The sequence below is a fragment of the Pseudomonas sp. 8O genome, assembly GCF_902506495.1.
GTDB classification, from domain to species: Bacteria; Pseudomonadota; Gammaproteobacteria; order Pseudomonadales; family Pseudomonadaceae; genus Aquipseudomonas; species Aquipseudomonas chaetocerotis.
Genome location: NZ_LR733264.1, coordinates 1,338,059 through 1,363,503 on the forward strand (window position 1 = coordinate 1,338,059; position 25,445 = coordinate 1,363,503).

Annotated in this window: 24 protein-coding genes; 14 read left to right on the forward strand and 10 right to left on the reverse strand. The window is 61.9% G+C overall.

Annotated features, from left to right (window positions below; translation table 11 throughout):
• Window positions 1-28: 28 nt before the first annotated feature.
• Window positions 29-982, reverse strand: coding sequence for a triacylglycerol lipase (locus GV002_RS08905; RefSeq protein ID WP_160017965.1), 954 nt, complete (start codon window positions 980-982; stop codon window positions 29-31).
• A gap of 512 nt (window positions 983-1,494) precedes the next feature.
• Between GV002_RS08905 and GV002_RS08910 the strand changes: the two genes are divergently transcribed.
• Window positions 1,495-1,803, forward strand: a complete 309-nt coding sequence (locus GV002_RS08910; RefSeq protein WP_021488972.1) for a hypothetical protein — start codon at window positions 1,495-1,497, stop codon at window positions 1,801-1,803.
• A 110-nt stretch (window positions 1,804-1,913) separates the two neighbouring features.
• Here the strand turns inward: GV002_RS08910 and greB are convergent, their stop codons facing one another.
• From greB to GV002_RS08925, 3 genes are read right to left on the reverse strand one after another with little or no spacing between them, the layout of a single operon-like run.
• Window positions 1,914-2,411 (reverse strand): transcription elongation factor GreB, encoded by a 498-nt coding sequence (greB, locus tag GV002_RS08915; protein ID WP_160017966.1) that lies wholly within the window; start codon window positions 2,409-2,411, stop codon window positions 1,914-1,916.
• A gap of 54 nt (window positions 2,412-2,465) precedes the next feature.
• The gene (locus GV002_RS08920) at window positions 2,466-4,970 is read right to left on the reverse strand and encodes an ABC transporter permease (protein WP_160017967.1); all 2,505 of its coding nucleotides are present in this window, start codon (window positions 4,968-4,970) and stop codon (window positions 2,466-2,468) included.
• Window positions 4,970-5,653: an ABC transporter ATP-binding protein gene (locus GV002_RS08925; RefSeq protein ID WP_017676786.1), complete on the reverse strand. Its 684-nt coding sequence runs from the start codon at window positions 5,651-5,653 to the stop codon at window positions 4,970-4,972. Before GV002_RS08925 ends, GV002_RS08920 begins: the two co-directional genes overlap by 1 nt.
• Before the next feature lie 11 nt (window positions 5,654-5,664).
• On the opposite strand from GV002_RS08925, the gene GV002_RS08930 reads away from it, so the two are divergent.
• The 3 genes from GV002_RS08930 (at window position 5,665) to GV002_RS08940 (ending at window position 7,669) form a co-directional block, all read left to right on the forward strand.
• A complete protein-coding gene (locus GV002_RS08930; protein WP_160017968.1) occupies window positions 5,665-6,270 on the forward strand; it encodes an arylesterase in 606 nt (201 codons plus the stop codon).
• 89 nt (window positions 6,271-6,359) lie between these two features.
• Window positions 6,360-6,641, forward strand: a complete 282-nt coding sequence (locus GV002_RS08935) for a hypothetical protein (protein ID WP_160017969.1) — start codon at window positions 6,360-6,362, stop codon at window positions 6,639-6,641.
• Window positions 6,642-6,712: 71 nt separating this feature from the next.
• Entirely contained in the window at window positions 6,713-7,669 is a 957-nt protein-coding gene (locus tag GV002_RS08940; RefSeq protein ID WP_160017970.1) for a L,D-transpeptidase family protein, read from the forward strand.
• A gap of 151 nt (window positions 7,670-7,820) precedes the next feature.
• On the opposite strand, the gene oprI is transcribed toward GV002_RS08940, so the two are convergent.
• The gene (oprI, locus tag GV002_RS08945; RefSeq protein WP_037003984.1) at window positions 7,821-8,072 is read right to left on the reverse strand and encodes an outer membrane lipoprotei OprI; all 252 of its coding nucleotides are present in this window, start codon (window positions 8,070-8,072) and stop codon (window positions 7,821-7,823) included.
• 269 nt (window positions 8,073-8,341) lie between these two features.
• On the opposite strand from oprI, the gene GV002_RS08950 reads away from it, so the two are divergent.
• Together GV002_RS08950 and GV002_RS08955 are read left to right on the forward strand one after the other, a co-directional pair.
• The gene (locus GV002_RS08950; protein WP_160017971.1) at window positions 8,342-9,715 is read left to right on the forward strand and encodes a GntP family permease; all 1,374 of its coding nucleotides are present in this window, start codon (window positions 8,342-8,344) and stop codon (window positions 9,713-9,715) included.
• A gap of 145 nt (window positions 9,716-9,860) precedes the next feature.
• On the forward strand, window positions 9,861-10,133 hold the full coding sequence (locus GV002_RS08955) for a GNAT family N-acetyltransferase (RefSeq protein WP_100547829.1): 273 nt from the start codon (window positions 9,861-9,863) through the stop codon (window positions 10,131-10,133).
• A 97-nt stretch (window positions 10,134-10,230) separates the two neighbouring features.
• On the opposite strand, the gene GV002_RS08960 is transcribed toward GV002_RS08955, so the two are convergent.
• The gene (locus tag GV002_RS08960; protein WP_072423888.1) at window positions 10,231-11,307 is read right to left on the reverse strand and encodes a 3-deoxy-7-phosphoheptulonate synthase; all 1,077 of its coding nucleotides are present in this window, start codon (window positions 11,305-11,307) and stop codon (window positions 10,231-10,233) included.
• A gap of 204 nt (window positions 11,308-11,511) precedes the next feature.
• A complete protein-coding gene (locus GV002_RS08965) occupies window positions 11,512-11,925 on the reverse strand; it encodes a PilZ domain-containing protein (protein WP_160017972.1) in 414 nt (137 codons plus the stop codon).
• Between GV002_RS08965 and GV002_RS08970 the strand changes: the two genes are divergently transcribed.
• The 5 genes from GV002_RS08970 (at window position 11,924) to cysB (ending at window position 15,881) form a co-directional block, all read left to right on the forward strand.
• Window positions 11,924-12,310 carry a thioredoxin gene (locus GV002_RS08970; protein WP_160017973.1) on the forward strand — a complete coding sequence of 129 codons (387 nt, stop codon included), beginning with the start codon at window positions 11,924-11,926 and terminating at the stop codon, window positions 12,308-12,310. The two genes, GV002_RS08965 and GV002_RS08970, sit on opposite strands and share 2 nt — an antisense overlap.
• Window positions 12,310-13,266: a putative 2-dehydropantoate 2-reductase gene (locus GV002_RS08975; RefSeq protein ID WP_160017974.1), complete on the forward strand. Its 957-nt coding sequence runs from the start codon at window positions 12,310-12,312 to the stop codon at window positions 13,264-13,266. Before GV002_RS08970 ends, GV002_RS08975 begins: the two co-directional genes overlap by 1 nt.
• A 2-nt stretch (window positions 13,267-13,268) precedes the next feature.
• Window positions 13,269-14,174 (forward strand): 5'-nucleotidase, encoded by a 906-nt coding sequence (locus GV002_RS08980; protein ID WP_099524315.1) that lies wholly within the window; start codon window positions 13,269-13,271, stop codon window positions 14,172-14,174.
• Window positions 14,175-14,303: 129 nt separating this feature from the next.
• The gene (locus tag GV002_RS08985; RefSeq protein ID WP_160017975.1) at window positions 14,304-14,804 is read left to right on the forward strand and encodes a universal stress protein; all 501 of its coding nucleotides are present in this window, start codon (window positions 14,304-14,306) and stop codon (window positions 14,802-14,804) included.
• A 102-nt stretch (window positions 14,805-14,906) separates the two neighbouring features.
• On the forward strand, window positions 14,907-15,881 hold the full coding sequence (gene cysB / locus GV002_RS08990; RefSeq protein ID WP_017676798.1) for an HTH-type transcriptional regulator CysB: 975 nt from the start codon (window positions 14,907-14,909) through the stop codon (window positions 15,879-15,881).
• A gap of 62 nt (window positions 15,882-15,943) precedes the next feature.
• On the opposite strand, the gene GV002_RS08995 is transcribed toward cysB, so the two are convergent.
• Window positions 15,944-16,564, reverse strand: coding sequence for a phosphoadenosine phosphosulfate reductase family protein (locus GV002_RS08995; protein WP_160017976.1), 621 nt, complete (start codon window positions 16,562-16,564; stop codon window positions 15,944-15,946).
• 175 nt (window positions 16,565-16,739) lie between these two features.
• Here GV002_RS08995 and thrH point away from each other — a divergent pair, with 175 nt between their 5' ends.
• Window positions 16,740-17,357, forward strand: a complete 618-nt coding sequence (thrH, locus tag GV002_RS09000) for a bifunctional phosphoserine phosphatase/homoserine phosphotransferase ThrH (RefSeq protein WP_160017977.1) — start codon at window positions 16,740-16,742, stop codon at window positions 17,355-17,357.
• Between the two features lie 52 nt (window positions 17,358-17,409).
• Here the strand turns inward: thrH and pabB are convergent, their stop codons facing one another.
• Window positions 17,410-18,768 (reverse strand): aminodeoxychorismate synthase component I, encoded by a 1,359-nt coding sequence (gene pabB, locus GV002_RS09005; RefSeq protein ID WP_160017978.1) that lies wholly within the window; start codon window positions 18,766-18,768, stop codon window positions 17,410-17,412.
• Window positions 18,769-18,932: 164 nt separating this feature from the next.
• On the opposite strand from pabB, the gene GV002_RS09010 reads away from it, so the two are divergent.
• Window positions 18,933-21,647 (forward strand): LuxR C-terminal-related transcriptional regulator, encoded by a 2,715-nt coding sequence (locus GV002_RS09010; protein WP_256667052.1) that lies wholly within the window; start codon window positions 18,933-18,935, stop codon window positions 21,645-21,647.
• Entirely contained in the window at window positions 21,644-24,367 is a 2,724-nt protein-coding gene (locus GV002_RS09015; protein ID WP_160017979.1) for a helix-turn-helix transcriptional regulator, read from the forward strand. Before GV002_RS09010 ends, GV002_RS09015 begins: the two co-directional genes overlap by 4 nt.
• Window positions 24,368-24,457: 90 nt before the next feature.
• On the opposite strand, the gene GV002_RS09020 is transcribed toward GV002_RS09015, so the two are convergent.
• A complete protein-coding gene (locus tag GV002_RS09020; RefSeq protein ID WP_160017980.1) occupies window positions 24,458-25,444 on the reverse strand; it encodes an alpha-L-glutamate ligase-like protein in 987 nt (328 codons plus the stop codon).
• Window position 25,445: the final 1 nt, after the last annotated feature.

The window sequence follows — 25,445 nt, forward strand, 5'->3', positions numbered from 1 at the left end:
CACGGCGCACCCTACGAGGCGTGGCAGTCTAGAGTCCTGCGTTCTTCAGGCGGTTGGCATGCTGGCGGTAGACGGTAACCGGATCGGTCTCGAACAGGCTGGTCAGACCAAGTGTCTGGTTGACCTCATCGAGATGGTTCATCCGGTAGTTGTCACGAATCACCTGGCCCATGCGCGAGCTGCATCGGCCAACCAGACCGTCGTTGGCTTCATTGCCGAAGGTCAGCGAGGAGGTGCCCATCAGCAGGTCGCTCGGGTCGAGCAGGTTGGTCAGCGGGCTGGTGCCGCTCCAGGAGTAGTAGCGCACGCCGCCTACGCTGTAGGCGCCTTCACCGCAGGCGCTGGTGGGTATGCCTTGTGGGAACTTGGCATTAAAGCGTGCTGCGCCCTCGCTGTTGAGCGACTCCAGCGAGCCCAGCGCATTCTGCGGGGTGGTGCTGGAACTGCCGGAGAGGAAGTTGATCAGCGTCCCCAGGCCGTTGACGATGCCCACCAGCAGCGGGGTGGCGACCGGGCCGGCCGGGCCGTCGCTGATGCCTTTGAGGAAGTCGGCGGTGGCCGAACCCTTGTGTGGTGCGCCGACGCTGGTGACTGAGGCCACCAGATCCGGGCGTACGGCGGCGACATAGCGGGTGGTCGGGCCGCCATGACTGTGGCCGATCAGGTTGACCTTACCCTTGCCGCTGATGGCGACGATGTCCTCGACCTGCTGCAGCAATTGTTCGCCGCGCGCTTCGGAGGTGTCCAGCTGGCTGACTTCGGTGACGTAGACGCTGGCGCCGTCACGGCGCAGTGCCGCCGGGATGCCATACCAGTAGTCGACACCAAGGATACTGTCGAAGCCGAGCATGCCGTGGCCGAGGACGATGGGGTACTTGGTCTGGGTGTAGCCGGATGAACCGAACCAGAATGCCTGGGTCTGACCGCTGGCGAGCAGGCCGGTACCGAGGCAGAGGGCGAGCAGGGTTTTCTTGTTCTTCATGGGCGCTCTCGATGGGGTTTGTTGAGGCAGTCAGCTGCTTCCTGCAACACAGATCACGTCCATTCCGTGGCGCGTACGGCGCAAGAACGATGGCAGGAAACATGCCATCGTCCTGCAGTTTCCAGCGAACCCTCTATACAGGCTCTTTCCAGGATTTTCGGGCGACTTGGCCTCGATATCGCTGCGTACTTTCTGTTACGTGCCGAAACGTCAGGTCGCGCCGAGGGCCGCAATCGATCTGGCCAGGCAGGGCGTCCAGGGCCGGGAACGGGTTTTTTGAGCGGATGGAAATACGCGGATCGAGTGTCGCCCAATCGAAGGTTGGGGTTGAAGTTGGGTGCGCCTTGACAGTTTGCCGTGGGCTTCTCTAGGATGCGCCCTGCGCCGATTTAAACAGCTACTTGCGGGGCGCCACAGGGGGTTGTCATCAACGCCTGAAATTCCGCTAAAGCGCTGGTTCGGTGTCGCCTCTCACCGCTGCCCAGCGGGATTCTCGAGGCGGAGACTCGACCATGATCTGTCCCCAACCCCTTATTCGCCTGGCGCCCATCACATCGGGTCTGCTGCTGCGCAATCCGCGCGTACTGCTGGGCGGTAGCCATCAACCCACCTTGTTGCGCTATCTCGAAGGCTGGCCCAAGCGCTGGGCCGGGTCGCGTGCCTTTCGCATCCAGTTCGTGCAGAACGGCGAGTCGCTGAGTCGCTTCGCGCGGGACAGTTTCGATCTGGCGGTGATCCAGGCACCCAGCGCCGAGGACGTGGCACAAACCGTCGGTGAGCTGGTGCGAGTGGCGCGTCAGGGGCTGATCACCCGGCGCTAGGGTGTCGCGGGGCCGCCTAGGCCGGGCGCACCAACAACACCCGTGGTCGCTGGTGTGCAGCGAATGCCCGCTTACCAGCGGTGCGCACGGCGCACCCTACGCGCCAGGTCTCAGGGATACTCGATCTCGACGATATAGCAGGTCTTCTCACCACTGGGGCTGTGCACCCGCACTTCGGCGTCCAGCGCCTTGCCGACCAGGGCGCGGGCCAGTGGCGAGTCGATGCTGATCAGGCCCTGCTTCAGGTCCAGCTCGTCGGGGCCGACGATGCGGTAGCGCGACTGCTCGCCGTCCTCGTCTTCGATGGTGACCCAGGCGCCGAAGTACACCTTGTTCGGATCGGATGGTTTGTCGCTGACGACCTTGAGCTTCTCCAGGCGCTTGGTGAGAAAGCGCACGCGGCTGTCGATCTCACGCAGCATCTTCTTGCCGTAGGTGTATTCGGCATTCTCCGAGCGATCACCCTGGGCCGCGGCTTCGCTGACCGATTGCGTCACCTGTGGCCTGCGCACATGCCACAGCTCGTGAAGCTCGGCGCGCAGGCGCGCTTCGCCTTCGGGTGTGATCAGTGGCGTGCCGGCAGGGCGAGGGGGACGATAGCGGCTCATGGTGTCTCTACAAGATGGAAGGGGCGCCAGTCTAGCAAACCCCTCTCTAGCTTCTCAGCCTTCGCGCAATACGCTCAACGGGCTGGCATTCAGCGCACGGCGAGTGCCGAGCACGCCGGCCAGGCCGATCAGCAGCGCGCCGGTCAGCGGCAGCAGGAGCAACCATGGGTGAGGTTGCCAGCTCATGTCGAATGCGTAGCGATAGAGCAGAAAGCTCACCAGCTCGCAGCCCAGCGCGGCCAGCAGGCCAGCGGCAGCGCCGAGCAGGCCGAACTCGGCGCGGCGAGCGCTGATCAGCAGCTTGCGTTCGGCGCCCAAGGCGCGCAGTAGCGCTCCCTGGCGGATGCGCTCGTCCAGTGTCGCCTGCAGCCCAGCGAGCAGCACGGTGATGCCGGCAGCAAGCACGAACAGCAGTACGTACTCGATGGCCAGGGTGACCTGGGCGAGGATGCTGCGCAGTTGCGCCAGCAGGGCGTCGACCTGCAGCAGCGTCACGCTGGGGAAGGCGCGGCTAAGGGCTACCAGCTCCGCGTCCTGGCCGGGCGGTAGATAGAAGCTGGTCAGATAGGTGGCAGGCAGGTCCTGCAGGGTCTGCGGCTCGAAGATCATGTAGAAGTTGGGCTGGAAACTGTCCCAGTCCACCTGGCGCAGGCTGGTGACCTGAGCTTCGCGTTCGATGCCGCCGACATTGAAGCGCAGCCGGTCGCCGAGCTTCAGTTGCAGGCTTTCAGCCAGTTCGGATTCGACGGAAACGCCAGGCAGTTCGCTGGCGTGCGCAGCGCCCCACCAATTGCCTGCGGTAAGCAGGTTGTCAGATGGCAGAGCCTCGGCCCAGGTCAGGCTCAGGTCGCGCTGGATGGCGCGCTCGCCGCGGCTTTCCTTGGTCACCAGTTGGCGCACCGGCTCACCGTTGATCATGATCAGTCGGCCCGGCACCACGGGGTACAGCGGGGCTGGATGCGGCGACAGCTCGGCCAGGCGTGCGGCGAATGCATCGCGTTCGGCAGGCAGCACATTGAGGGCGAAGTGATTGGGCGCGTCCTCCGGCAACTGGTCCTGCCAGGTATCGAGCAATTCGCCACGCAGCAGGGCGATCAGCGCCATGGCCAGCAGGATCAGACCGAACGCCAGCGCTTGCCCGGCTGCAGCCAACGGGTGGCGCAGCAGCTGGCCCAGGCCCAGACGCCAGGGCAGGGCGGCGCGCTGCAACAGGCGGCGCAGGCTCTGCAAACCGAGCAGCAACAGACCGCCGAGCAGCAATGCGGCGAGTAGTCCGCCACCCAGCAGCGCCAGCGTCAGACGCAGATCCAGGCTCAGGCGCCACATGATCAAACCCAGCGCGATCAGCGCTGCGCCGTAGACCAGCCAAGAGCTGGCTGGCACCGGCAGCATATCGCGGCGTAGCACGCGCAGCGGTGGAACGCGGCCGAGCGCGGCCAGCGGCGGCAGGGCGAAACCGGCCAGCGCCACCAGGCCGGTGGCCATGCCGGCCAATGCGGGCCACAGATCGGCCGGCGGCAGATCATCCGGGATCAGCCCGCGCAGCAAATGGAAGAGAACGTGCTGGCCGGCCCAGCCGAGCAGTGCGCCGATCAGGCACGCGATCAGCCCGAGCAACGCCAGCTGCAGGCCGAACAATGCCAACGTTTCACGCCGTGACAGCCCGAGGCAGCGCAGCAGCGCGCTGGCATCGAAGCGCCTCGCCGCGAAGCGAGCCGCCGAGAGTGCTACCGCGACACCAGCGAGCAACACGGCTGCCAGGCTGGCCAGGTTCAGATAACGTTCGGCACGGCCGAGGGCGCCGCCGACCTGGCGATTGCCATCGCGCGCGTCGTCCAGGCGCTGATTGGGTTCCAGGCCGGCTTCGACTGCCTGACGGTAGGCCGCCAGGGCATTGGCATCGCCGCGCCAGAGTTCCCGAAAGCGCACACGGCTGCCGGGTTGTACCACTTCAGTCGCGGCAAGATCGTCCAGATGCATCAGCACGCGCGGCGTCAGGCTGTAGAAATCGCCAGCGGTGTCGGGGTCATAGGTCAGCACACGGCTCAGGCGCAGGGTTTTGGCGCCTATTTCCAGTTCATCGCCAATCTTCAGATTCAGCGCGACCATCAGGCGCGCTTCTGCCCAGACTTCTCCGGGGCGCGGGCCGGAACCCACTTCCTCTGGTGCGTAGGGTTCAGCAGCGCTTCTCAGTTCGCCGCGCAGCGGATAAAGGCTATTGGCTGCCTTGACGCTGGCCAGCTGAATGCCTTCCTGGGCAGCGACCACGCTGGAGAACTCTACCGCTTGTGCGTGATCGAGGCCCAGCTTGAGCCCCGCGTCTATCTGTTGCTGGCTGGCTGGCGAGCTGCCGCTCAGGCGCAGGTCAGCGGCGAGAAACTCGCTGGCACGCAGCAGCATTGCGTCATTCAGACGCGCGCTGAAATAGCCGATGGCGCTGCTGGCGGCCACCGCGACCAGCAAGGCGAAGAACAGCACCCGTAGCTCGCCGGCGCGGGCATCGCGCAGCAGTTGGCGGGCAGCGAGCGAAAACAGACGAGTGAAGGGCACACGTTTCATCAGGGCTCCACGCGGTCGATCAGGTGTCCGGCTTCCAGGCGGATCAGGCGCTGGCAGCGGTGCGCCAGGCGCTCGTCGTGGGTGACCAGCACCAAGGTGGTACCGCGTTCCTGGTTGAGCTGAAAGAGCAGGTCGCTGATGCGCTCTCCGGTGTGGCTGTCGAGGTTGCCGGTAGGCTCATCGGCGAACAGCACGTCCGGTTCTGCAGCAAAGGCGCGGGCAATGGCCACACGCTGTTGCTCACCACCGGAGAGCTGGCGCGGGTAGTGCGTCAGACGTTGACCCAGGCCGACGCGTTCGAGCAGCGTACGAGCACGCTGGCGGGCATCGGCATGACCTTCCAGCTCCAGCGGCAACATCACGTTCTCCAGCGCGTTGAGGCTGTCGAGCAACTGGAACGACTGGAAGACGAAACCCACATGCTCGGCGCGCAGGCGCGCGCGCTGGTCTTCATCGAGCTCACTGAGGTTCTTGCCGGCCAGCAATACGGCACCGCCACTGGGCAGGTCCAGACCGGCGAGCAATCCGAGCAGGGTGGATTTGCCAGAACCTGACGCACCGACGATGGCCAGGCTGTCGCCTTTGCTCAGTTCGAGATCGAGATCATGGAGGATGGTCAGCTCGCCTTCCGCGCTGCTGACCACTTTGCTAAGGTTCCGCGCAGCGAGAATGCTCGAAGTCATGGAGATTCCAAATGCGTGCATGGTGGTTGAGTGGTGCCTTGGCCCTGACGCTCTGGGCTCAGGGAGCGGTTGCAGGCACCCTGCTTGTGGTCGGCGATAGTATCAGCGCGGCTTTTGGCCTGGATAGCCGCCAGGGATGGGTCGCTTTGCTGGAAAAACGCCTTGATGAAGAGGGTTTCGAGCACGCGGTGGTCAATGCTTCGATTAGCGGCGATACCAGTGCAGGGGGCGCCGCGCGGCTTTCTGCGCTACTTGCAGAGCACAAACCGGAGCTGGTCATCATCGAGTTGGGAGGCAACGATGGTCTGCGTGGCCAGCCCCCTGCGCAATTGCAACAGAATCTTGCGTCGATGATCGATAAATCGCAGTCCGCCGGTGCCAATGTACTGCTTCTCGGTATGCGTTTGCCGCCCAACTATGGCACGCGTTACACCACGTCTTTCGCCCAGGTTTTCGCCGATTTGGCGGAGCAGAAGAAGGTGCCGCTGGTGCCGTTCTTTCTCGAGGGGGTCGGTGGCGTGCCGGGGATGATGCAGGCCGATGGCATTCACCCGACCGAGTCCGCGCAGGCGCTGTTGCTGGATAATGTCTGGCCGACGCTCAAGCCTCTGCTGTAAGTGTCTGTTTCGAGAGAAAACAGAGTAGGCACAGGCTTTTACGCCTCAAGCCTTTCGGCTAATGTGGCCGACCTGTCACGGAGCCCCAGATGCCGCGTCCCGCGTGGTCCCTTTATGCCTACCAACTGATCGAGCCGGATGAGCAGCTGGATCTGTTCGCCTGTCGCGAGGTGCGCGTGCACCTGGTGGCTCGCCAGCTGCGCCTGGGTGGGCATGCTGATCGCACGCTTTGCGGTGGCTTGTTGCCGGCGCAGCCGCGCTGGCGGACGCTGGAAAAGGTCTGGCTGCGTGACCGCCGCCTGTGTCCCGCTTGCCTGGTGGCATTCGAGGCGCAGCGCCAGGGTTTGTGCTCGAATTGGGCGGATGGCTGACGTCTGCCCGGCTTGCGAATGGCGGTGTACAATCGCCGCAATATCACTCAACTCTTCAAGGGACATCCCGGATGTTGTCGCGCTTCTCTGCGGTCAACCGCTGCCTGACTCTGGTCGCACTGTGCTCCAGTGCTGCGGTACAGGCACTCGAACTTCCACTGCCGCCGCCAGGCGAGGATGTGGTGGGCCAGGTACAGGTGATCAAGGCCAAGTACGAGGACACCTTCGCCGATCTGGGAGCGGCAAATGATCTTGGCTATCTGGAAATGGTCGCCGCCAACCCGGGTGTCGACCCCTGGTTGCCGGGCGAGGGCAGCGAGGTCATCCTGCCGACCCGTTACGTGCTGCCACCTGGGCCGCGTGAGGGCATCGTCATCAACCTGGCCGAATATCGTCTGTATTACTTCCCGAAAGGTCAGAATGTGGTGCACACCTTCCCGCTGGGCATCGGTCGTGAGGGCTGGGGGTCGCCGCTGGGCACTGGCCGCGTCACCGTGAAAACGCCGAACCCGGCCTGGTATCCGCCTCAGTCTATTCGTGAGGAGCATGCGGCCGAAGGCGATATCCTGCCCACCGTAGTACCGCCTGGCCCGGATAATCCGTTGGGCCCTTACAAGATGACGCTGTCGTTCCCTGGCTACCTGATCCATGGCTCGAACAAGAAGTTCGGTATCGGCATGCGCGTCAGCCACGGTTGCTTCCGCATGCTCAATCACAACGTGCTGGACTTGGCGGGTATGGTGCCGGTCGGCACGCCGGTACGCATCATCAACGAGCCTTACAAGTTTGGTGTGAGCAGCGGCAAGGTTTATCTGGAAGCGCATGCGCCACTGGATGACGAGGGTGATCCCTCTGTTGTCGACAAGCACACGGCGGTGATCAATGCGTTGCTCAAACGTGACGAACTCAGCGGCCTGCGCCTCGACTGGGAGATGGTCCGTGAGGTGGTTGCTGCCGAGGACGGTATGCCGGTGCCGATCGCTGCGCAGACCGAGCACGTAGTCGCGAGCAGCGATAACCCGTTCTGATCCAGCGACGTTGCAAAAACCCGCCTGCATTCGTGTACGCGGGTTTTTTATTGCCTGGCAATCGAGACGTTCCGAGAGTGCCAGGGCGCGAGCAGGCAATAAAAAAGCCGCACCAGTTGCCTGGGGCGGCTTTCGAAAAAACGAGTCGCAATTACTTGCGGCTGGCTTTTTCCAGCATACGCAGAGCGCGCTCGTTAGCTTCGTCAGCAGTCTGCTGAGCTTTCTGAGCAGCAGCCATAGCTTCATCGGCCTTGCGGTAGGCTTCGTCAGCACGGGCTTGAGCACGAGCAGCTGCGTCTTCGGTAGCAGTCAGACGAGCTTCGGTTTCTTTGGACATGCTGCTGCAACCGGTAGCCAGAACTGCGGCCAGAGCCAGAGCAGAGAATTTCAGAACGTTGTTCATCGTGTTCCCCTTGAGGTGGAGTTTTCCATAAAGAGCAATTCCCCAACTGCGGGAAATTAGCCGGCGTACATACTACCTATTACTTTTAGTAAGTAAACGGAGCCAGGGCAAGAGTTGCATTTTTTTTCTTTGGGCAGGGCGCTGAAGGATAGAATTTGCGTGGGCTGGCTAAAAAATAGTCAGTTACGCATTCGATACAGTGTAGCGGTTGTACGAGCTGTTATAACTATCCCGGCTTTGAAACTAAAACAATAAAAGAGGGGATGCAGATGCTTGGGAATTTGGGGCTTTTGCTGGGCTTGGCGCTACTTATCTTCATGGCGTTGCGCGGGGTGAACATATTCATCGCTGCATTGCTGTGTTCGATTCTGGTGGCCCTCACCAATGGCGTAGCCGTATCAGGTGCACTGCTCGAGCACTTTCCATTCGGCCCATTGGGTGCATTCACCTTTGCTGGCAAGTTCTTCGTGCTGTTTCTCTGTGGTGCGATCTTCGGCAAGGTCATGGCTGCCAGCCAGGCGGCCAGTAGTATTGCTCAGGCCATTACCCGCGGTCTGGGTACGCAACGAACGCTCTGGGTGGCGATGCTGGTGTGTGCGGTTCTCACCTATGGAGGGGTGGTGGTATTCGTGGTGATCTTCACCATGTATCCGCTGGGCATTACCCTGATGCGCGAGGCCAATCTGCCCAAGCGATTGTTCTGCGCCGCCACTGCACTGGGGGCGGGAACCTTCACCATGACGGCCTTGCCTGGCTCACCTTCGATTCACAACGTGATCGCAGCCAGTGCACTGGGCACCGACCTGTTCGCAGGTGCCTGGATTGGCCTGTTCGCCTCGCTGGTAATGATTGGTCTGGGCATGGCTTATCTGCAGCGCGAATGGCGCCTGGCGCGCGAACGAGGCGAGGGGTTCGAGCCTAACGCGCAGGACGAGCGCATGCAGCAGTTGGCCGGTGCGCCCGGAAGCGGGCCACACTGGGGTATCGCGTTGGTGCCGATCATCGTGGTGTTGGGGATCATTCTTCTGCCGCGCCTGCTCGCTCTATCTGGAGCAGCTGTGCCGGGCGAAGGGGCACTGGGTGGGCTGTTGGCTTTCAGTCAGTCGCAGCCGATTCTCTGGCCCAGTCTGGCCTTGGTGATCGCTACCGGGGTGGCTGTGCTGATGTTTTCGGCGTTGCGCCGTAATACCGTCGGCTTACTGGGGCAGGGGGCTGACGATGCGATCATGCCGCTGCTGAACACTGCTGCGGTGATCGGTTTTGGTGGTGTGGTTACTCAGACCGCAGGTTTCGCTCAGTTCGCCCAATGGATACTGGGGGTGGATCTGCCGCCGTTGTTGTCGGTGTTCGCATCGGTCAGCGTGGTCTCCGGGATCGTCGGTTCTTCGTCTGGTGGCCTGCAGATTTTCATGCAGACCCTGGCACCGCGTTATCTGGAGATGGGGGTGGACCCTGAGGTGCTGCACCGTATCGCCAACATCACCGCTGGTGGGCTGGATTCGCTGCCACACTGCGGGGCGGTGATCGCGATGCTGATGATCATGGGGCTGACTCACAAGCAGGCGTACAAGGACATCTTCGTCATCACGGTACTGGTCCCCGTGATTGCGGCCTTGCTCTGCATCGCAGTCTTGAGCTTCTGATTGCTCGTGGCTGGGCAGCCCGGCGGCTGATAAGCTTGGCTAATTGCGTGGTCGGAAGTGGCGCCGGAATTTGCGCTTTTGCCAAAGCACCGGTATGAAGTAAAAATTGACGCGCCGCTAACGGTTTGCGGCTAGAGGAGTGAAAATGAGCGAGGGGTTGTCCATTCACCATGACCAGGCGAGTCACCAGTTCGTGACGACCGTCGATGGTGATCGTGCCTATCTGGCCTATATGGATCTGGGCAAGCAGACGCTGGACATCTATCGCACCTTTGTACCCAACGGCCTGCGTGGTCGTGGCATCGCCGCGGCGTTGACCGAGCATGCCCTGCAGTATGCCGAAGGCAAGGGCTACACGGTGATTCCGTCCTGCTCGTATGTCGAGCGCTATATGGAGCGACGCTCGCGCCATCAGTAGAAATCGGTTCGGCGTGGTGGGCTGAAGCCCACCCTACGTGTGAATGCGGATACAAAAACGCCGGGCGATGCCCGGCGTTTTCATTGCTGTTGCGTCCTCAGCCGCGAGGGCGCTTGGGCAGTACGTCCTTGAGCTTGGCGTGCATGCTGCGCAGGCTCTTCTCGGTGGTATCCCAGTCGATGCAGGCATCGGTGATGGATACACCGTATTTGAGGTCGCACAGATTCTTCGGAATCGACTGGCTGCCCCAGCCCAGGTGACTCTCGACCATCAGGCCAACGATGGAGTTGTTGCCTTCGAGAATCTGGTTGGCCACGTTCTCCAGAACCAGCGGCTGCAGTGCCGGGTCCTTGTTGGAGTTGGCGTGGCTGCAGTCGACCATGATGTTCGGGCGAATGCCGGCTTTCGTCAGTTCCTGCTCACAAATGGCAACGCTGACCGAATCGTAGTTGGGTTTGCCATTGCCGCCGCGCAGTACCACGTGGCCGTAGGCGTTGCCCTTGGTGGTGACGATGGACACGCCGCCTTCCTGGTTGATGCCGAGGAAGCGGTGCGGGCTGGAAACCGACTGCAGGGCGTTGATGGCCACGGTCAGACCGCCATCGGTACCGTTCTTGAAGCCAACTGCCGAGGACAAGCCCGAGGCCATTTCCCGGTGGGTCTGGGATTCGGTGGTACGTGCGCCGATGGCCGACCAGCTGATCAGGTCCTGCAGGTACTGCGGGGAGATCGGGTCGAGCGCCTCGGTAGCGGTGGGCAGGCCCATTTCCGCGAGGTCGCGCAGCAGCTTGCGGCCGATGTGCAGACCGTCCTGGATCTTGAACGAATCGTCCAGGTACGGGTCGTTGATCAGACCTTTCCAGCCGACCGTGGTACGCGGCTTCTCGAAGTACACGCGCATGACCAGGAACAGGCTGTCGGACAGCTCGGCAGCCAGCACCTTGAGGCGCTCGGCATACTCGTGAGCGGCCTTGATATCGTGGATGGAGCAGGGGCCGACGACCACGAACAGGCGATGATCCTTGCCGTCGAGAATGTCGCGTACCACCTGACGGCCATGGGCCACGGTCTTCAGTGCTGCATCTGTCAGGGGGATTTCGCGTTTGAGCTGATCGGGGGTGATCAGGGTTTCATTGGAGGCGACGTTGAGGTCGTCGATCGGTAAATCAGCCATCGTGCTATTCATCGGGTCAGGTCGTCAGGTCACGGGTGCCGGCCGCCAGCGATCCCCTATGGCGGTGCACAGCTAGTTGGTGCAGGGGGAGCCGAACCTTAGCGCGTACGGGGCGGCGCGACAATGGGCGTTAAGTTCAATAAGCCTCATAGAGTTGCAGTATGAGGTGGGTTATTGCTCTCGTTGCCGGGGGCTGCGCCGTATTCAGGCGAGATAGGGAAACTCGGCGGCATGCTTGGCGATCCAGTCCTGAGCGCATTGTTCGATGGCCATGGGGTGGCCTGACGCCTGTTCCAGCTGTTGTCGGTAATGCTGGATCTGGCAGACCTGCTCGACCATGCGCGCGCGGAACAGGGTGTCTTCATCGAGAAAGGCGATGCCTACCAGGTAATCGGTATCCTGGCGCCGGCACCAGGCCACTACGCCGGGGTAGCGCGCCTGTTCGCCCAGTAGCGGGATGCGCAGTTCAACCGAGGTGCCACGGCGAAAGCCGCGTGACGAGTTGCATGCGACCCCACCCAGGCTGATATTGTTCAGCCGCTGCCGGGGAATGCAGGCCTGTTTTCGCAGTACCAGTTCCACCGGCATATCGCTTGGATGACGCAGAAACTTACGCATGAACACCGACCTTGAATGCAGGCAAACTGATATCAGTAAATTCAGTATAGCGACGCAATTGGAATTGACCGATCTGGATGCCGACCGCCGCCTGCTCGATCTTCCCGGTGCCTCACTGCTGGTGTTCACAAGCACGGGCTGTGCCAGCTGCCGTTGGGCACGTCAGGCCTTGCCGCGGATCCAGCTACCCATCAAGCGCCTGTGCTGGGTCGATGCCGGGTATAACGCGGGGTTGGTGGCGCGCTACGAGGTATTCCACTTGCCCGCGCTGTTTCTGGTCAAGGACGGTCATTTCTTTGGCGCATTGCACGCACCTATTACCCATTCCGATCTGGTTACCGCCATGGGCGAGGCCCTGCTTCGCCCGGCTGAGGAGCTTCCCTGATGTCTCAATACCCTGCGCCGCGTATCGGCATCATCGGCACCGGTGCCATTGGCGGTTTCTACGGAATGCTGCTGGCTCGCGCTGGTCACGACGTGCACTTTTTGCTGCGCAGCGAGTACAGCGCGGTGGTCGAACGAGGTCTGCAGTTGAACAGCGCGGTACATGGTGCACTGAGCCTGGCGCCGGTACAGGCCTACCAGCATGTCGACGAGATGCCGCCGTGCGACTGGCTGCTGGTCGGTGCCAAGACCACGGCCAATGCCGAGCTGGCGCCGCTGATTGCCAAGGCAGCAGCGCCAGGCACCAAGGTGGTGCTGTTGCAGAATGGCCTGGCGGTGGAGGACGAATTGCGTCCGCTGTTGAGCGCCGATCTACATCTGTTGGGCGGGCTCTGCTACATCTGCGTTCACCGCAGTGCGCCGGGCGTGATCGAGCATCAGGCACTGGGGGCGATCAACCTGGCCTATCACTCCGGGCCTTTGGTCGACGATGAGGCACGGCTGGCGCTGGCCGAGGAGGGCGCGAGCCTGCTGCGCAGCACCGGCCTGGATTCGGCGGCAATGCGCGATCTGGCACAGACGCGCTGGCAGAAGCTGGTGTGGAACATTCCTTATAACGGCCTGTCGGTGCTGCTTGATGCCGATACGCGGAGCCTGATGGGTAATCCCGACAGCCGCGCGCTGATCGCTGACATGATGCAGGAGGTGGTGCAGGCCGCTCAGGCGCTGGGTTACGCCATGCCGGACAGCTATGCGGACAAATTGCTGGCCGCCACGCAGCGCATGCCGGATTACTTGCCGAGCATGTACCACGACTTTGCCCAAGGGCGACCGGCCGAACTACATGCCATTTACGAGGCTCCGCTGGCGGCTGCGGACGCAGTGGGTTTCGCAATGCCCAAGGTGCGCGCCCTGTATCAGGCGCTTCGTTTCATTCAGGCTCGCCAGGAGGCTTAAGCATGGGTAAGGGGCTAGGTGACAAACTTGTGCTGGCGATCTCTTCGCGAGCGCTGTTCGATCTGAGCGAAAGCCACCAGATCTATGAAAGCGAAGGGGTGGAAGCCTATCGCCGCTATCAGATCGAGCATGAAGATGAAGTGCTGATGCCGGGCGATGCCTTTCCGCTGGTAGAGAAGTTGCTTGGACTGAACACGCGGCTCAGCGAGCAACGCGTGGAAGTCATCCTGGTGTCGCGCAACAGCGCCGATACCGGGCTGCGCGCGTTCAACTCGATCCAGCACTACGGGCTCGGCATATCCCGCGCTGCCTTCGTCGGCGGTCGTAGTCCCGACCCTTATCTGGCGGCCTTTGGCTGTCATCTGTTTCTGTCTACTCACGCCGACGATGTGCGCAACGCACTGAAGGCCGGTTTTGGTGCAGCCACGCTGCTTTCCGGTGGCGCGCGGCGAGCGAACAGCAACGAACTACGTATCGCCTTCGATGGTGATGCCGTACTGTTCTCCGACGATTCCGAGCGCGTCTACCAAAGTGGCGGCCTCAATGCTTTCCAGGATCATGAGCGCGAAGCTGCTCGGCAAGCCTTGCCTGGCGGGCCTTTCAAGCCTTTTCTGGCCGCATTGCATAGCCTGCAGCAGGAGTTCCCCGAAGCAGACTGCCCGATCCGTACTGCGTTGGTCACTGCACGTTCGGCGCCAGCGCATGAGCGTGTGATTCGTACCCTGCGCGAATGGAATATCCGCCTGGATGAATCCTTCTTCCTCGGCGGGCTGGACAAGTCGGCGGTGCTCGAAGCCTTCGCTGCCGATGTGTTCTTCGATGACCAGACCGGGCACTGCGAAAAAGCCCGTCAGGTGGTGGCGACCGGTCACGTGCCCCATGGCGTCAGCAACGAGTTGCTGCCCTGAGCCTGAGCCTGTGCAGGCGTCCAAACGTCTGCATATAGCCATTCGTCCTAAATAACGCTTCCGATCTTGCTTTGTCTGATGCGCTGCTAAGCTCAATCAAGGGCCTGCGCCAGCAGTCGAGGAGGCCGCGTGATCCGCTCGATACTCTATGCCACCGATCTGGGGCTTTATGCCTCCTACGTGCTGCAGCACGCTCTCGCCATGAGTCGCAGTTTCAAGGCCGATTTGTATGTGGTGCACGCGGTAGAACCCATGGGGTTGTTCGCTGAATCCGTGCTGCAGACCTACCTGGACGAGGACACCCTTGGGGAGCTGCGTCGTAATGGACTCAATACCGTCATGGCCAGTATCGAGCAGCGCGTGCTGGAAGGGTTTCGCGACGAGCTGGGTGATGGTCAGCAGGATCTCCAGTTGATTCGTGCGGTGCGTGTGCTTCAGGGGGATCCGCCTGCGGTGATTCTTGAGGAAGCGCAGAAACTTGGGGTGGATCTGTTGGTCGTAGGCAGTCATAGCCACGGCGCGGAATTGGCCGTGCCGCTTGGACGCACTGCAGCACGCATCGTGCAGTTGTCGGAGGTGCCGGTGTATCTGGTGCCCATGCTGCAACACCGTGGACACGGGGATCTGTAAAGAGGGCTAATAAAACGTTCTAGGATGTTCGATTAAACCAATAATATGGTTATATACGGCATTGGCAGTTGTTGGCCTGCCTTACTGCTCTGAGGGAAATTTATGAAGCTTCAGCAATTGCGCTACATCTGGGAAGTTGCGCACCACGACCTCAACGTATCGGCTACCGCTCAGAGCCTGTATACCTCGCAGCCAGGGATCAGCAAGCAGATTCGCTTGCTCGAGGATGAGCTGGGCGTGGAAGTCTTCGCCCGCAGCGGCAAGCACCTGACCCGCGTGACCCCAGCGGGGGAGCGCATCATCACCACGGCCGGCGAAATTCTGCGCAAGGTCGAAAGCATCAAGCAGATTGCCCAGGAGTTTTCCAACGAGAAGAAGGGCACGCTGTCCATCGCCACCACCCACACTCAGGCTCGATACGCTCTGCCGCCGGTGATCAGCGCCTTCATCAAGCAGTACCCGGATGTCGCCTTGCACATGCACCAGGGCACGCCGACGCAGATCGCCGAGATGGCTGCCGATGGCAGTGTCGACTTCGCCATCGCCACCGAAGGTCTTGAGCTGTTCAACGACCTGATCATGATGCCCTGCTACCGCTGGAATCGCTGCGTGGTGGTGCCGCAAGGGCATCCCTTGACCAAGCTGCCGAAGCTGACCCTCGAAGCCCTGGCCGAGCATCCCATCGTCACTTACGTATTCGGTTTCACCGGGCGTTCGAAACTGGACGAAGCCTTCAGTCATCGCGGTCTGACGCCCAAGGTGGTGTTCACCGCCGCCGACGCCGACGTGATCAAGACCTACGTGCGCCTGAACCTGGGTGTCGGCATCGTGGCCAAGATGGCGGTCGACGCCAAGCTCGATCCGGATCTGGTGGTGCTCGACGCCGATGACCTGTTCGAGCCCAGCGTGACCAAGATCGGTTTTCGTCGTGGCACCTTCCTGCGTGGCTTCATGTGCGATTTCATCGAGCGTTTCGCCCCTCACCTGACCCGCGAGATGCTCGCCAAGGCGGTGCAGTGCCACAACAAATCCGAACTCGAAGAGCTGTTCGCGGGCGTCGAGTTACCGATGCACTGAAGCAAAACTGGAACGAAAAATGGCGCCCAAGGGGCGCCATTTTCGTTTCTGCACGGGAGCGATCAGTGGCTCAGGTGCAGGCCGCACTCGCGATTGTCTTCACCCTTGGTCGGGTCGAAGTAATCAAACTCGTTCGGCAGGTCGTGGGCGACCAGGTACTGATACAGGTCCTTCGAGGACCAGTGCAGCAGCGGGGCGACCTTGATCAGGCCGTCCGGGTTGATGCTGATCGGGTCCATTTGCGCGCGCACGGCGGTGTCGGTGGCACGCAGGGCAGTGAACCAGACGCTCGGAGCGGTCTCGCGCAGGGCACGGGCGAAGGGCTCGAGCTTCACTTCCTCGGTGAACGCGGCGTGGCGCGGATCATCCAGGCCTGGAACCGGGCCGTCGATGGCCTCGCGGTGCGCGCGCGAGCGCTTGGGCAGGTAGGTGATCAGGTTGAGATTGAGCTTGCGCGCCACTTCATCGGCGAAGCGATAGGTGGCTTCGGTGTTGTAGCCGCTGTCCATCCAGACCACCGGGATATCCGGTTTGACCTGGCTGACCATGTGCAGGATCACCGCTTCGAACGGGCGGAAGTTGGTGGTGCAGATGGCGGGTTTGCCCAGTCCGATGGCCCACTGCACCAGTTTTTCAGGCTGGTTGCCGAATTCGGCGTTGAGCGCGTCCAGGTCGAGTTCCATGCTGAGGACTCCAGGTCATGTGCGTGAAGGCGCGATGGTAGCAAAGGCTGGTTATGCGGCTAAATAACTAAGACTGTTATTACCCTTTCTTATGGTTATAAGAAGGGCGCATTGCGCAGCTCAGGCCCAGCGGCTAGAGTGCCGGCTCCTTTTTGGCTCAACCGAGGAGTGGCCTGTGGAAATCGCGTGTCTCGACCTGGAAGGTGTTCTGGTTCCGGAAATCTGGATCGCCTTTGCGGAAAAAACCGGCATCGAGTCGCTCAAGGCGACCACCCGCGACATCCCTGATTACGACGTGCTGATGCAGCAACGCCTGCGCATTCTCGATGAGCACGGCCTCAAGCTGAAGGACATCCAGGACGTGATCGCTACCCTGAAGCCGCTCGATGGCGCCGTGGAGTTCGTTGACTGGCTGCGTGAACGTTTCCAGGTGGTGATTCTCTCCGACACCTTCTACGAGTTCTCCCAGCCGCTGATGCGTCAGCTCGGTTTCCCGACTTTGCTATGCCACCGCCTGATCACTGACGAGAACGGTCGCGTGGTCAGCTACCAACTGCGTCAGAAAGATCCCAAGCGTCAGTCGGTCATCGCCTTCAAGAGCCTGTACTACCGCGTTATCGCCGCTGGCGACTCGTACAACGACACCACCATGCTCAGCGAGGCCCATGCCGGCATCCTGTTCCATGCGCCGGAAAACGTGATTCGCGAGTTTCCGCAATTCCCGGCCGTGCACACCTTCGAAGCCCTCAAGCAAGAGTTCCTCAAGGCGTCGAATCGCAAGCTGAGTCTGTAACACCGATGCATGAAAAACGCCGCGATTTCGCGGCGTTTTTCGTTTGCGGTGCTTATTCTGCCCTGGCTGGCAGGCGCTCCAGCGTTTCCAGCAGCACCTTCACCTTGGTGATGGACTCCTGATACTCGGCTTGCCAGTTGGAGTCGGCGACTATACCGCCGCCACCCCAGCAACTGACCTTGCCGTCCTTGACCAGCAGGCTGCGAATGGCGATGGAACTGTCCATTTCGCCGCGTACATCGAGATACAGCAAGGAGCCGCAATAGAGCCCGCGCCGTGTCGGCTCCAGCTCATCGATGATCTGCATGGCGCGGATCTTCGGTGCGCCGGTGATGGAGCCACCAGGGAAACTGCAGGCGATCAGGTCCAGTGCATCCTTGCCGGGCGCCAGCTCGGCGGTGACGCAACTGACCAGATGATGCACGTTGGGATAGCTCTCCAGGGCGAACAACTCCGGTACTTTCACTGAACCGATGCGGCAGCTGCGGCCAAGATCGTTGCGCAGCAGGTCGACGATCATCAGGTTCTCGGCGCGATCCTTGCGGCTCGCCAACAGCTCCTGCGCCTGTAGCTGGTCGTCATCGGCGTCATGGCCGCGGCGCCGAGTGCCCTTGATCGGACGAGTTTCCACCTGACCGTTGCTGACCTTGAGAAAGCGCTCGGGCGACAGGCTGAGAATGGCGTCGCCATCGCCCAGGCTCTGGAATCCTGAGAAAGGTGTGGGGCAGGCCTGGCGCAGTGCCAGGTAGGCGGCCCAGGGATCGCCCGCGCAGGGCGCCTGAAAGCGCTGGGCGAAGTTCACCTGATAGCAATCGCCAGCGAGGATGTAGCCCTGGATGCGCTCGATCGCCTGGCGATAGCGGTGCTGATCGATAGCGGCCTGGAACGGCTGGGTCAGTCGGAAGGGCGTGAGTTCCTCGCTATGCGGTGCTTCGAACAGCGTCTGCAGGCGCTGACGCTCTGCCTCCGGCAGCGCCGGGTGAAACAGCAGGCCGCTGGTACCGAGTTGGTGATCGCTGATCAGCGCCCAGGCGTAGAGACCGAAACGGGCATCCTCGAGATCGAGATCATCGACGCTCTGCTCGGGCAGCACTTCCAGGCGGCGGCCGAAGTCATAAGACAGGTAGCCGATCAAACCACCGACGAATGGCAGCTCCTGCTGCGCTGGTGCCTCGGCGGGCCCAAGGCTCTGTAATGCACCTCGCAGGCGTTGCAGAAAGTCGTTGGCCGATTCGTCGGGCATGGGCGCCAGTTCTGCCAATGGCCAGGCGCTCATAAGATCATAGCGTCCACGCTTGGCACTCGGTCGTCCAGCATCCAGCAGTACGGCACCGGGGGCCTGGCGAATGCGCTGGAAGTAGTCGCTGGGGTCGGTGCGGTAGGGAAGAGGGTGCAGAGAGCAGCTGGGCATGCGTGGCAGTCGAATGGGGTGAAGGAGCGATTGTAGTCCGCCGCTGATATTCATCCTAGAGCTTCGGCCAGGTTTGCTCCGGTACGCTCGGCTGATTAGTATGGAGTCGTGCCAGGATGTTGAACTGCCGTACCAAAACAATAATGAATGAAGGAATCCAGGCCATGGATGTAGTGATCGGCCCTGCCGCTGGAAGCCTGTTGCGTTCAAAGCTGTCGCCGCCCCAGGCATCTGCGGACTATCTGGCAAGACCCCAGGTGGAAGCCGCGCTTTCGGCCCACCCACATGCCCGCCTCGTGCTGTTTTGTGCTCCTGCTGGCTTTGGCAAGACCACCGCGTTGGCGAGGCTGGTCGAACAGCGTCGTCAGGCCGGCAGCGCCGTTGCATGGCTATCGTTGGGCTCTGCTGATGATGAGCCGGTCCGTTTCTTCCAGCAACTGATCGAAGCATCGGGTCGCGCACTGCCCGGCCTGGGTGATTACGCCCTGGGCTACCTGCGCAATACCATGCGCGTACCAGTCGAGGCCGTGATGGAAAGCCTGCTGGTGGATCTGTCGCAGCGCTCGGAACCGCTGCTGCTGGTGCTCGACGACCTGCATCTGATTCAGGATGGCGAATTGCTCGCCGCACTCAATCGCCTGGTCAAGATGGCGCCACCGAGTTTCACCCTGGCCATCGGCAGCCGTTCGCAGCCCGCCCTGAGTCTTGCCACGTTACGGGCAAAGGGATTGTTGCTGGAACTGGGCAGTGATGAGCTCAGACTCAATCCTGAAGAGACGCGCGGTTATCTGGAGCGCAGCGGCCTGCGGCTCGATCCAGAGACGTTCGGCGCGCTTTACCGTCATACCGAGGGCTGGGTGGTTGGGGTGCATCTGGCCAGCCTGTGGCTGCGCAACCACCCGCAACCAGCTGAGCACCTGGCCGAGTTGGGCGCAGACAAGAATGTGGTAGGCGATTACTTGCTGCGCTCGGTGTTCGAGCAGTTGCCTGGCGAGCGCCAGGAACAGCTGTTGGCGCTGGGGGTGGCGCAGCAGCTCAGTGGCGAGCTGGTCAATGCTTTGACCGCGCGCCAGGATGGCCAGCAATTGCTGGAAGAGCTGGAGGCCATGCAACTGTTTCTCCTGCCCATGGATCGCGAGCGCCAGTGGTATCGCTTCCATAATCTGTTCGCCGAGTTTCTCCGTAGCCGTCTCAAGGACCGCGACCCAGAGCGTTTCAAGCAGCTGCATTTCAATGCCAGCCTGTGGTTCACCACCCACCACATGCAGAACCTGGCCATCGAGCACGCCTGCCTTGCCGAGGACGCCGAGATGCTGGCCGCGCTGCTCGACGGCTGCGGTCTGGAGCTGATCAATCGCGGACAGCTCAACCTGATCTACAAATGGCGACAGCATGTGCCGGACGAAATTGCCGCGCGCTTTCCGGTGTTAGTGCTTGCCGATGTCTGGACCCGCGCGGCCGAGCTGGGCCTGAACGAGGCCAATGGCATGCTCGATGAGCTACTGGAGCGCTGGTCCGAGTCGCGCACGAGCGGGCCGTTGAGTGACAAGGTGCTGGCAACTCTGGCGATCAAGGCGGTGATCGCCTTGCAGAAGGATGACCTGGCTACCTGCGTCGATCTGGCGCAACGCATCGAGGCGCAGCTGGGACAGCACACTGCGTTTCTCGAAGTGGCGATCCTCACCGTTGGCGCCTTGGCCAGCGTCATGCTTGGCAAGGCCGAGCATGCGCGCAAGTTGCTGGCGCTGGCGCAGCAGCGCAACCATTTCCTCGAAGGCCGTTATCTGGACATGCAGTTGGCCAATGTGGACGTTCTCCTGTGTCTGGAGCAGGGGCGGGTAAAGCAGGCGCAGTTGCTGTTCGAGCAGTTGCGTGCGCGAATGATGCCCTGGTTCGGTGAGAAGTCCCGGGCCCTGGTTCTACCAACCATCAGTGAGTCACTGATCGCCTATCACCAGGGCCGTCTGGACGGTCTGCAGGATCGACTGCGCTGGGCCTTGGCCACGGTCGATGTGATCAACCCGATCGACCTGTATGCCCAGGCCATGCTTTGCCTGGCGCGGGTTCAGCGTCAGCAGGACGCGCCTAAAGAAGCGATCGCGACCCTGGTGCTGATGCAGAACCTGGCGGCGCGCAACCGTTCCTGGCGCTTCTATGTGCAGGCCGTGGGCGAGGAGATTGCGCTGATTCTGCAGGAGCCGGTGGCCGACCGTAGCAAGCGCGCAGAACAGCGTCTTAAATCGGTGGATTGGAGCAAGCTGGCTGGGTACTACACGCAGTGCAGTTTCAATCCGGTGCCGTGGGTGCTCGGCCTGACCCGTGTTCGTCTGCAGCAGGCGCGTGGCTATTTCAGCGAAGCGCTGCATGAGATCACCCAGTTGCGCGGCCAGTTGCAGGATGGCCGGCATGGGCTGCATCAGCTGCGTCTGGATCTGCTCGCTGCGCTGAGCTACCAGCGCCTGGGCTATCGGGAGCGCGCGCAGAGTCTGCTGGTGCAGTGCCTGATCAGCGCCGAGCGAGAAGAGGCGCGCAGCCTGTTCATCGAGGAAGGTGAGGCCATACGCCAGTTGCTGCAGCAGTTGGAGTCCGTCGAACGCCAGCCGGCGCTGCAGGCTTTCATCCGTAGTCTGTTGAGCGCCTGGCCCGGTCAGGAGTCGCCTCACACCATGGTTGTTCTGGAGGAGGGGCTGACCGAGCGCGAGCGCGAGGTGGTCTGTCTGGCCGCCAAGGGCATGTCCAATGATGAAATCGGCCAGCAGTTGGCGCTGGCCCTGGGTACCGTCAAATGGCACCTGCACAACATCTACGAAAAGCTCAAGGTGCGTAATCGTACTCAAGCCATCCGCCGTGCCCGCGAACTGAGCCTGCTCGAATCATGAACAGCCAGAACTTGTCCTGCCAAGCCGCTGCGCCGCTGCTGCTTACCAAGCTGTATCCCGCCCATGCCGAGGGCGCGCCGCAGCTGGAGCGGGTGGCCTTGCTCGAGCGTTTGCTGGACGCCAGCGAGCAGCGCCTGATCGTCCTCAGCGCACCCGCCGGCTTCGGCAAGAGCACCGTCCTCAGCCAGCTGCGCAGTCGTTTGCAGGGGCAGGGGACGCGGGTCGCCTGGCTGTCGTGCGATGAAAGCGACAGCGAACCGGCGAGGTTTCTGCAGTACCTGGTTGCGGCGGTTGCCGCAGTCTGTCCCGGTTTCGGCGGTAACGCTGCGGCGCTGCTGCAGGGCGAGATCAGTTGGCCGTTGGAGGCGGTGATAGATGCGCTGCTCGATGATCTGAAAGGCCTGTCGGAAACGCTCTATCTGATGCTCGACGACTTTCACCGCATCCGCCATCCATCCCTTGGTCAGGGCGCGCGCTATCTGATCGAACGCATGCCCAAGCAAGTGCGCCTGGTGGTCAGCACGCGTTATCAACCGCGTTTTCTCGAAGAGCCGCCATTGCTCGGCGCCTGGGCGTTCTGGCTCAAGGCCGAGGATCTGCGTCTGACGCGCGCGGAAACGGCTGCGTATCTGCGCACCATCAAAGGTCTTGCGCTTGAGGAAAGCGAACTCAACCAGCTGTATACGCGCACGGAAGGCTGGATCACCGCGTTGCACCTGGCGGCGCTGGCCTTGCCGCGCCAGCATAATCGCGCGGCCTTTCTCGCTGGCCTGTCAGGGACCGAACGCAACATCGCCGATTATCTGGCCGAGGATGTGGTGGCCAGCCTGCCGGAAACCGTGCAGCTGTTTCTCGACCAGACCTCGGTCCTCGACGAATTCAACGCCGAGTTGTGCAACGCGCTGACTGGGCGCCAGGACGGTCGCGACATGCTACGCCGGCTGCAGGCCGAGCAATTGTTCGTGATCGCGCTGGACGAGCAGGGCGAATGGTTCCGTTATCACCACCTGTTTGCCGACTTCCTTCAGGGACGCCTGGCCAGGCGCGGCGACCCGGTTCATCTGTTGCACGCCGCTGCGCGCTGGTGCGAGAACCATGATCTGGCCGACAAGTCGATCAAATACGCCCTGCGCGCTCGCGATTACGCTTTCGCCGCCGAGCTGTTGGAGCGCCAGGGCGCGCGTCTGATCGCCGGTAACCGGGTCTACGGCATCCTCGCCATTCTCAAGGACATTCCACCGCTGGTGATCAACGAGCAGCCGGTGTTCCAGATTTTCTATGCCTGGCAGCTGGCCTTCGAACAGAAATTTGCCGAGTCCGAGGCGTTGATCGAGGAGGTCAGCGCACGCCTGACGCAAGGGCGTGGCAAGGGCATCCACTTCGGCCTGATCGAGCTGCTGGCTGCCGCTCAGGTGCTCAAGGCGCTGGTGTTGCTTTATCAGGACAAACTCGACGCCTGCCTCAAGGTCGCCAGTCATTGGCTGGCGCTGGTGCCCAAGAATCAGCCGGTATTTCGCGCCAGCCTGGCTTGCGTGCAGGCAGCGGCGTTCGCCTTGCTCGGTGAGTTCGGTGAGGCGGCCAAGGCGATTACCGTGGCGCGGGAGAACCTGCGTCAGTGCGAAAGTGAGTACTTGCACGTGATGGCCAGCTTGATCGAGGCGCTGATCTGCAAGGAGTACGGCGAGCTGGAGCGTGGTCGCGCCATGGCCGAGGCCGCACGGGCAAGGGTCGAGCATGTGTTTGGGCGGCGCAGCCGGGTTGGCGGTCCGCTCGGGCTGGCCTATGCCGATCTGCTTTACGAACAGGATCGGCACGCTGCGATTCTCGCCGAGCTGCCGCTGGCCACCACCTGGCGTGATGTTGCCACGCCAGTGGAGTTGATCAGCCGCGGCAAGCTGGTCATGGCGCGTGCGCGCTTCTTTGCCGGTGCCGGTGAGCGGGGGCTGGAAGAGCTCGACGAGTGGTTGAGTGGTTTGCAGGGCCCGGGCTACGAGCGGGTATTTGCCATCGCCATGGGTTGCAAGGTGCAGTTCCTGCTGTGGCTGCGCAGGCCGAACGAGGCGCAGCGTATCTATCTGCAGTTGGAACGCCATCTCGCTGTACTGCCCATCGAACGCTATGGCGATGCACATACGGCGCTAGCGCTGAGCCAGGCGCGCCTGGCGCTGAGCGAGCAATGGGTGGAAAGAGCCCAGGCCAGCCTGGAGACGTGCCTGACCAAGCAGGGAGCGGACCACCAGCGTGATCGGCGCCTGCACCTGAGCTTGCTACTGTCGGTGGCTTACTGGAGCAAAGGTAACAGCGAGAAAGCCTTCGCGCTTTTGCAGGCGACACTCGAAGAGGCCTGGCAATGCGGCTATCGCCGCTTGTTTCAGGATGACGCACTGTGGCTGCTGCCGCTCTGGAATGCCTGGAGCCGCGCCGAGCCCAAGCGCGCGTCTGTCTGGCAGGGCGTTGCCGAAATGCTTCGCGAGCAGTGCCGCAGGTTGGCTATCGATCCTGAAAGCCTCGAGGAAAATCAGGGAGTCAGCCATCGCGAGCGGGAGATATTACGGCTCGTGGCAGCGGGTCTGTCGAATCGCGATATCGCCGAGGCGGTGCACTTGTCCGAGGCCACTATCAAATGGCATCTGCATAACCTGTTTTCCAGGTTGGGTGTACGCAGCCGTACGCAAGCAGTGCTCAAAGGCAAGAGCCTGGGACTGCTGAGCGAGGCATGAGAAGACGTGCAGGTGAGGGAGGGAAGGCGAACTGGCGACGCTGCATTGAGCGAGTCGTAAGGTGCCGCGGCACCTTACGACGTTCGCGGGTCAGACTTCCTTGCTGACGATGTGACCAAACAGCTCCTGGGAGAAGCGCACACGCTCTTCGGCGCTTTCCTGAATGCCCTTGGCTTTCAGTTCTTCCAGGCGGGCTTCCACGGCATGTGCTCGGTGGGTCAGGCCACAATCGTTGGCAATCTGGATGTTCAGGCCGGGGCGGGCATTGAGCTCGAGAATCAGCGGCCCCTTGTCCTGGTCCAGCACCATGTCCACGCCGATGTAACCCAGGCCACACAACTCGTAGCAACCGGCAGCGAGCTTCATGAAGCCGTCCCAGTTCGGCAGTTGCACGCCGTCCACCGCGTTGGTGGTGTCCGGGTGCTTGCTGATCTTGTTGTTCAGCCAGGTGCCGCGCAGGGTAACGCCGGTGGCCAGGTCTACACCCACGCCGATGGCGCCCTGGTGCAGGTTGGCCTTGCCGTTGGACTGACGCGTCGGCAGGCGCAGCATGGCCATCACCGGGTAGCCCATCAGCACGATGATGCGGATGTCCGGCACGCCTTCGTAGCTGATGCTCTTGAAGATGGTGTCCGGGGTGACGCGGTACTCGATCAGCGCGCGGTCACGGTGACCGCCGAGCGAGTACAGGCCGGAGAGGATGCTGGAAATCTGCTGCTCCAGCTCCTCGTGGCTGACGATCTTGCCGGATACCGTCTTGAAGCGATCCTCGAAGCGGTCGGCGATCACCAGGATGCCGTCGCCACCGGCGCCCTGCGCCGGCTTGATGACGAAATCGGTGCGCCCGGCGATGATCTCGTCGAGCTTGTCGATTCCCTTCTCGGTTTCGATGATGCCGTACATCTCGGGCACATCGATGCCGGCCTCGATGGCCCGCTCCTTGGTGATGATCTTGTCGTCGACGATGGGGTACAGGTGCCGTTTGTTGTACTTCAGCACGTAGTCCGCATTGCGTCGGTTGATGCCCATGATGCCTTTGGCTTCAAGGGCCTTCCACGTCTTGATCAGGCCGAACATG